Annotated in this window: 7 protein-coding genes; 6 read left to right on the plus strand and 1 reads right to left on the minus strand. The window is 76.2% G+C overall.

The genetic code is table 11. The features are described from left to right. Positions 1-101 precede the first annotated feature (101 nt). Positions 102-2,390: a glycogen debranching protein GlgX gene (glgX, locus tag WCS02_RS12540; RefSeq protein ID WP_340293696.1), complete on the minus strand. Its 2,289-nt coding sequence runs from the start codon at positions 2,388-2,390 to the stop codon at positions 102-104. A gap of 27 nt (positions 2,391-2,417) precedes the next feature. Here glgX and WCS02_RS12545 point away from each other — a divergent pair, with 27 nt between their 5' ends. The 6 genes from WCS02_RS12545 to WCS02_RS12570 form a co-directional block, all read left to right on the plus strand. Next, on the plus strand, positions 2,418-3,215 hold the full coding sequence (locus WCS02_RS12545; protein ID WP_340293698.1) for an enoyl-CoA hydratase/isomerase family protein: 798 nt from the start codon (positions 2,418-2,420) through the stop codon (positions 3,213-3,215). A 1-nt stretch (position 3,216) separates the two neighbouring features. Next, positions 3,217-4,275, plus strand: coding sequence for a class I SAM-dependent methyltransferase (locus WCS02_RS12550; RefSeq protein ID WP_340293700.1), 1,059 nt, complete (start codon positions 3,217-3,219; stop codon positions 4,273-4,275). Between the two features lie 2 nt (positions 4,276-4,277). Continuing rightward, positions 4,278-5,042, plus strand: a complete 765-nt coding sequence (locus tag WCS02_RS12555; RefSeq protein ID WP_340293702.1) for an acyltransferase — start codon at positions 4,278-4,280, stop codon at positions 5,040-5,042. Positions 5,043-5,189: 147 nt separating this feature from the next. Next, positions 5,190-5,972, plus strand: a complete 783-nt coding sequence (locus WCS02_RS12560; RefSeq protein ID WP_340293705.1) for an electron transfer flavoprotein subunit beta/FixA family protein — start codon at positions 5,190-5,192, stop codon at positions 5,970-5,972. 13 nt (positions 5,973-5,985) lie between these two features. Beyond that, a complete protein-coding gene (locus WCS02_RS12565; protein WP_340293708.1) occupies positions 5,986-6,945 on the plus strand; it encodes an electron transfer flavoprotein subunit alpha/FixB family protein in 960 nt (319 codons plus the stop codon). 22 nt (positions 6,946-6,967) lie between these two features. Beyond that, positions 6,968-7,726: cysteine desulfurase family protein (locus WCS02_RS12570; protein WP_340293710.1), on the plus strand; the 759-nt coding region annotated here is incomplete at its 3' end.

A 7,726-nucleotide genomic window follows, 5' to 3' on the forward strand; every position in this document is an offset into this window, starting at 1 on the left:
TCCACCGTCCGCGGGCCGCCGGCGCACCCCGGGCCTCCCGCGGCCCCCGAGATGGGCCTGGGGGCCAACGCCGGCTCACGCCGCGCGCGCCCCTCGTGCTGTCAGCGGCGGGCGGCGCGGGCGTCGGGCCGGACGGCCTCCAGCAGCGTGAGGCTGCGCGCGGGGACGCCCAGCCGGGCGCCGCCGAGCACGTCGGACGGCACGATGCCGACCCCGCCCGGACCGGCCGGCCACTCCGGTCGCGGCTGCTCGCTGCTCCACACCGGGCGGTAGGACTCCGCCCACGGCGGCTCGGGCAGCTGCACCTCGCGCCCGTGCGCGCCGCCGTGGACGACGACGAGGAACGAGGTCGGCCGCACGCCCGGCTCGCCCTCGGCGGCCACCGCGTCGCCGTTGAGGAACATCAGCAGGGTGCGCCGCCACGGGTCGGACCAGCCGGCTTCGGACAGCTCGTCGCCGTCGCCGTCGAACCAGCCGACGTCGCGGGTGCCGTCCAGGCGCTGAACCGGCCGCGCGCCGAAGAACCGCTCCTGCCGGAACACCGGGTGCTGCGCGCGCAGGGCGAGCAGGAACGCCGTCGTGTCCCGCAGGTCGCGCTGCCAGGGCGCCAGGGACCAGTCGTGCCAGGTCGTCTCGTCGTCCAGGCAGTAGCCGTTGTTGTTGCCGCCCTGCGTGCGGCCCAGCTCGTCGCCGGCCAGCAGCATCGGCACGCCCGTGGACACCGCGAGGGTGCCGAGCAGGGCGCGCAGGGTGCGCCGGCGCGACTCGGTGACCTCGACGTCCTCGGTCGGGCCCTCGTGGCCGTGGTTCCACGACAGGTTGTGGTCGTGGCCGTCGCGGTTGTCCTCGCCGTTGGCGGCGTTGTGCTTGGTGTCGTAGGACACCAGGTCGGCCAGGGTGAAGCCGTCGTGCGCGGCGAGGAAGTTCACCCCCGACAGCGGGGTGCGGGCCCCGGTGCGACGGGGACCGCCGAACATGTCGTCGGAGCCGGCGAGCCGGGTCGCGAGGTCCCGGACGCCCGGGCCCGGCCTGCTCTCCAGCTCCGCGCGGGAGCCGTCGAGCCAGAAGGACCGGACGCCGTCGCGGTAGCGGTCGTTCCAGTCCGCGAACGGCACCGGCATCTGCCCGGTGCGCCAGCCGTACGGACCGATGTCCCACGGCTCGGCGACCATCTTGATACCGGCGAAGGCGGGGTCGGCGCGGACGGCGACGAGGAACGGGTGGTCGGGGTCGAAGCCGCCGGTGCCGCGCTCGTCGTCGCGCACCCGTGCCAGCGCCGGCGCCAGGTCGAAGCGGAAGCCGTCGACGCCCATCGTCTGCACCCAGTAGCGCATCGAGTCCAGGGTCTGGCGGACGACCTCGGGCTGCGAGGAGTCCAGGGAGTTCCCGGTGCCGGTGACGTCGCGGTAGCCGCCGCCGTCGGTGCGGTAGTACAGCGCGTTGTCCAGGCCCCGCCACGACAGCGTGGGCCCGCCCAGCCCGCCCTCGCAGGTGTGGTTGTGGACGACGTCGAGCAGCACCTCCAGGCCGGCCGCGTGCAGCGACGCCACCATGGCGCGGAACTCCGCGAGCACCGCGGCGGCGTCCTCGCCGCGGCCCACGGCGGCGGAGTAGCGCGGCTCGGGCGCGAAGAACGACAGCGTGTTGTAGCCCCAGTAGTTGACGAGCCCTCGCTGGTGCAGGTGGAGCTCCGGGGCGCTGGCGTGCACGGGCAGCAGCTCCACGGCGGTGACGCCGAGGCGGACCAGGTGGTCGACCACCGCCGGGTGCGCGAGGCCCTCGTAGGTGCCCCGCAGCTCCGGCGGGACCGCCGGCAGCCGGCGGGTGAGGCCCCGGACGTGGGACTCCAGGACGACGGTGCGCGCCCACGGGTGGCCCGGCCGGTCGTGCACCGGGTGCGGCGGCTCGTCGACGACGACCCCGACCGGGCCGTGGCCGAGGCTGTCGACGGTGCTCATCAGCTCGCTCGGGGCGCCGTCGACGACGACGTGGTCGAGCAGGGCGGGCGTGTGCTGCACCGTCCCCTCCACGACGCGGGCGTAGGGGTCGAGCAGCACCTTGTGCGGGTTGTAGCGGTGGCCGCGCGCCGGCTCCCACGGACCGTGCGCCCGCAGCACGTACCGCTGGCCGGCGCGCACGCCGGCGACGTGGCCGTGGTGGACGCCGTCGGTGCGCGCCGGCAGCACCAGGCGCTGCTCGCGCCAGCCGGAGGGCTCGGAGGGGTCCCGGTCGAGCAGGCACAGCTCGAGGCGCTCGGCGTGCTCCGCGACCACGGCGACGTCCACGCCGTCCCCGGCCGGCCGGACGCCCAGCGGGTGGGGGCGCCCCGGGCCGGTCACCCGCGCGGGGGCGGAGGGGGCGTCGTCGACCACGTGCTGCAGTCTGCCCACCCCCGGGGCTGCTGGCAGAGTGGGTCCATGGACCGGGCCCCCTCGACCCCCTGCGGCGCGCACGTGAGCTTCGAGGTCGACGGGCAGGTGGGCATGGTCCGGCTGGACCGCCCGCCGATGAACGCCATCGACGCCTCCGTCCGCGACGGCGTCCGCCAGGCCGTCGCCCTGGCCCGGACCAGTGACGTCGGCGCCGTGGTCGTCGTCGGCGGCGCGGTGTTCGCGGCCGGGGCGGACATCAAGGAGATGGCCGGGCTCGGCGTCGCCGACGTGCTGCGGCTGTCCGGGGACCTGCAGGGCGCGCTCGACGACCTCGCCGCGCTGCCCGTGCCGACGGTGGCCGCGATCAGCGGGTACGCCCTCGGCGGCGGGTTCGAGCTGGCCCTGGCCTGCGACTTCCGCGTCATGGACGCCGGCGCCAAGGTGGGCCTGCCCGAGATCACCCTGGGCCTGGTCCCGGGCGGCGGCGGGACGCAGCGGCTGGCCCGCCTGGTCGGCGCCTCCCGCACCAAGGACCTCGTGTTCTCCGGCCGCATGGTCGCCGCCGAGGAGGCCCTCGCCCTGGGCCTGGTCGACGAGGTGGCCGAGCAGGGCGGGGTCGAGGCCGCCGCCCGCGCCCGGGTGCAGCGCTACCTCGGGGGCGCCCGCGTCGCCGTGGCCGCCGCCAAGACGGCCGTCGACCGCGGCCTGGACACCGACCTGGCGGCCGGGCTGCAGCTGGAGCGCGCGCTGTTCGCGGGCATGTTCGGCACCCGCGACGGGCAGCACGGCCTCGCCTCGTTCGTCGAGCGGGGACCCGGCAAGGCCGAGTTCGAGGGGCGCTGACATGACGGAGCCGAGCGACGTGACCGACCCGACCGTGCCGTCCCCTACCGAGCGCCCCGTGACGGGCCCGACCGACGGCTTCCAGGGCGCACCGGCACCGGACGGCGCGGCCCGGACCCCCGCCACCGAGGCCGAGGTGGAGGCCGCCTGGCAGGACACCGACCTGGCCCAGGTGCTCTACCACGACTGGGAGTCCGGCACCTACGACGACAAGTGGTCGATCAGCTTCGACGACCGCTGCATCTCCTTCGCGGGCGACCGGTTCGCCACCGCGATGGGACCGGCGGCCCGGACGGCGCCCCGGCCGATGGGGCGGGCGCTGGAGATCGGCGCCGGCACCGGCTTCTTCTCCCTCAACCTGCGCCAGGCGGGCTGGCTGCGCGACGTCGTCGTCACCGACGTGTCCGCCGGCATGGTCGACGTCGCCCTGCGCAACGCCCAGCACCTGGGCTACGACGACGTGCAGGGGGCGGTGGCCGGGATAACCGACCTGCCCTACCCCGACGACAGCTTCGACGTGGTCCTGGGCCACGCGGTGCTCCACCACGTGCCCGACGTCGAGGCCGGCCTGCGGGAGTGCCTGCGCGTGCTGCGCCCCGGCGGCCGGTTCGTCTTCGCCGGCGAGCCCACCGTCGTCGGGGACCGGTACGCCCGGGCGCTGGGCCGGGCGACGTGGGCCGTGACCACCCGGGTCACCCACCTGCCGCGGCTGCGCGAGCGCTGGGCCCGCAGCAAGGAGGAGCTCGACGAGTCCTCGCGCGCGGCGGCGCTGGAGGCGGTCGTCGACCTGCACACCTTCGACCCCGACGAGCTGGCCCGCACCGCCCTGCGCGCCGGCGCGGTCGACGTCACCACGGCCACCGAGGAGCTGCTCGCGGCGTTCCTCGGCTGGCCGGTGCGGACCTTCGAGGCGGCCGTCAACCCCGAGCGGCTCGGCTGGGGCTGGGCGATGTTCGCCTACAAGGGCTGGCAGCGCCTCGGCGCGGTCGACCGCGTCCTCAACCGGGTCCTGCCGCGGGCCTGGTTCTACGACGTGTCGGTCACCGGCACCAAGCCCTGAGCGTGCCCCGGCTGCTGCGCGCCTGGTCCGCACGGCTGCGCGAGGGACGCCACCCCGAGCAGTACCCGCACCTGTCGCGCGAGGCCGTGCGCTGGGTCCTCGCGCACCGGGCGCTCGGGCCCGGCTACCTGGTCCGCTACGCCCGGCTGCTCCGGCTGCGGCTGCTCCACCCCGACGTCGTCACCCACGGCATGGTGTTCCTGGGCCGCGGGGTGCGCGTCGAGACCGACCCCGGCTACGGCCGGATGCACCTGGGGGCGTTCGTCCACGTCGGCGACCGGTGCGTCCTGCGCGCGCACGAGGGGACGCTGCGGGTGCGCGACAAGGTCGTCATGGGCAGCGACGTGCGGGTGACGTGCTGGACCGACGTCGACCTGGGGGAGGGCACCCTGCTGGCCGACTGGTGCTACGTCGCCGACTTCGACCACGTCCACGACGACGTCGACCGGCCGGTCAAGGACCAGGGCATCCGCAAGGGCGCCGTCCGGGTCGGGCCCGGGTCGTGGCTCGGGCTGCGCTCCAGCGTCCTGCGCGGCTCGGACCTGGGGCGGGGGACCGTGGTCGCCGCGCACGCCGTGGTCAAGGGCCGCCACCCCGACGACGTCGTGCTCGGCGGGGTGCCGGCTGTCGTCCTCGTCGACCGGGCCGCGCGCGCCGCGGCCGCGGCGTCCGGGGCACCGGTCCCTCAGGGCACCCCTGGCCCGTCCCGCCGACGGCCCCTGCGGCCGCGCCGGGCGGGCCGTCCGCGACCCCGCCGCTTGCGCTGAGCCGACCGTGGGACGCTCCGCCGGTCGGTCCGCCCGCACCGGGCTACCCACCGGTAACATAGGAGCCGGCACCGTCGCCGCCCGCCCACCCGGCGGCAGCCGCGGCGGCGCCACCGAGCACGCACACCGTGAGCGAAGGGCAGGGCCATGAAGATCGTCGTCTGCGTCAAGCACGTCCCGGACGCGCAGGGGGACCGGGGGTTCGCCGCCGACACCACCACCGACCGCGAGGCCGTCGACGGCCTGCTCAGCGAGCTCGACGAGTACGCCGTGGAGGAGGCGCTGCGGCTGCGCGAGGCCGGCGAGGACATCGAGGTCGTCGCCCTCACCGTCGGCCCGGACGACGCCCGCGACGCGCTCAAGAAGGCCCTGCAGATGGGCGCGGACGGCGCGGTCCTCGTCAGCGACGAGGCCGTCCACGGCTCCGACGCCGTCGGCACCTCCCTGGTCGTCGCCCGCGCCCTGCAGCACGTCGGCTTCGACCTCGTCGTCACCGGCATGGCGTCGACCGACGGCAGCATGGGCGTGGTCCCCGCCATGGTCGCCGAGCGGCTCGGCGTCCCCCAGGTCACGTACGCCTCCGAGGTCACCCTGTCCGCCACCAGCGTCCGGATCCGCCGCGACGGCGACGCCGCCAGCGAGACCGTCGAGGCCTCGCTGCCCGCGCTGGTGAGCGTCACCGACCAGGTCAACGAGCCCCGGTACCCGTCGTTCAAGGGGATCATGGCCGCCAAGAAGAAGCCGGTCACCGAGCTCACGCTCGCCGACATCGGCGTGGACGCCTCCGAGGTCGGCCTGGACGCCGCGTGGGCGAAGGCCGTCGAGGCCACCGCCCGCCCGGCCAAGCAGGCCGGCACCGTCGTCGTGGACTCGGGCGGGGACGGCGCGGAGCGCCTCGTCGAGTTCCTCGCCGCCCAGAAGCTCGTCTGAGAGGGGTACGGACATGGCACAGGTCCTCGTCGTCGTCGACACGGTCGACGGCACCGTCCGCAAGGCCGCCCTGGAGCTGCTCACGCTGGCCCGCCGCATCGGCGAGCCCGTCGCGGTGCTCTTCGGTGCCGACGCCGGCAGCACCGCCCCCGCCGTCCTCGCCGAGCACGGCGCCACCGAGGTCGTCCTCGTGGCGGGGGCCGACGTCGTCGACCACCTCGTCGCCCCCAAGTCCGAGGTGCTCGCCGACCTGGTCGCCGAGCGCTCGCCCGCCGCGGTGCTGCTCGCCAACAGCCCGGAGGGCAAGGAGATCGGCGCCCGCCTCGCCGTCCGCAGCGGGTCCGGCCTCATCACCGACGCCGTCGACATCGAGGTCGTCGACGGCCAGGTCGTCGCCACCAAGTCGGTGTTCGCGGGGTCCTGGTCCACCCGCTGCGCCGTGGTCCGCGGTACCCCCGTGCTCACCGTCAAGCCCAACACCGTCGCGCCGGAGGTGGCGCCCGCCGCCGGGACGGTCACCACGATCACGCCGACGCTGTCGGAGCAGGCCCGGGCCGCGCGGATCGTCGAGCGGCACGACAAGCCGGCGACCGGGCGGCCGGAGCTGTCCGAGGCGTCCATCGTGGTCTCGGGCGGCCGGGGCACGGACGGCGACTTCACCGCCGTCGAGGCGCTCGCCGACGCCCTCGGCGGGGCGGTCGGCGCGAGCCGGGCCGCGGTCGACGCCGGCTGGTACCCCCACAGCAACCAGGTCGGCCAGACAGGCAAGACCGTGTCGCCGCAGCTCTACGTCGCGGCCGGCATCTCCGGCGCGATCCAGCACCGCGCCGGGATGCAGACGTCCAAGGTCGTCGTCGCCGTCAACAAGGACGGCGAGGCGCCCATCTTCGAGATGGCCGACTTCGGCGTCGTCGGCGACCTGTCGTCGGTGCTGCCCGCCGTCACCGAGGCGGTGGCCCGGCGCAAGGGGTGACCGCGGCGCTTACCCTTGCCGGGTGAGCGTGTACCTGGACCACGCGGCGACCACGCCGGTGCGCGACGCCGCGGTCGACGCGTGGGCCCGGGCCACCGCCGCGGGCGGCAACCCGTCGTCGCTGCACGGTGCCGGGCGCGCCGCGCGGCGGCTGCTCGAGGAGTCCCGTGAGGCCCTGGCGCGCTCGCTCGGCGTGGGGCCCAGCGAGGTCGTCATGACGGCGGGCGGCACCGAGGCCGACAACCTCGGCGTCAAGGGGCTGTACGCCGCCCGCCGCCGCGCCGACCCGCGCCGCACCCGGGTCCTCGCCTCCCCGGTCGAGCACCACGCCGTGCTCGACTGCGTGGAGTGGCTCGCCGCCGAGCAGGGCGCCGACGTGGTGTGGCTGCCGGTCGACGACCGCGGCGTCGTCGACGTCGCCGCCACCCGGGACCTGCTGGCGGCCGACCCCGACGGCGTCGCCCTGCTCACGTGCATGTGGGCCAACAACGAGGTCGGCTCCGTGCAGCCCGTCGCCGCGCTCGTCGAGGCCGCGCACGCCCACGGCGTCCCCGTCCACGTCGACGCGGTCCAGGGGGTCGGCTGGCTCGAGGGCAGCGTCGGCGCGCTCGGGGCGGACACCGTCGCGGTGAGCGGGCACAAGCTCGGCGCCCCGGTCGGCTCGGGCGCCCTGCTCGTCCGCCGCGGCGTGGCCCTGGAGGCCGTCGTCCACGGCGGGGGCCAGGAGCGGGGCGTCCGCTCGGGCACCGTCGACACCGCCGCCGCCGCCGCGCTGGCCGTC

It is taken from the genome of Aquipuribacter hungaricus (genome assembly GCF_037860755.1).
Classification (GTDB): domain Bacteria; phylum Actinomycetota; class Actinomycetes; order Actinomycetales; family JBBAYJ01; genus Aquipuribacter; species Aquipuribacter hungaricus.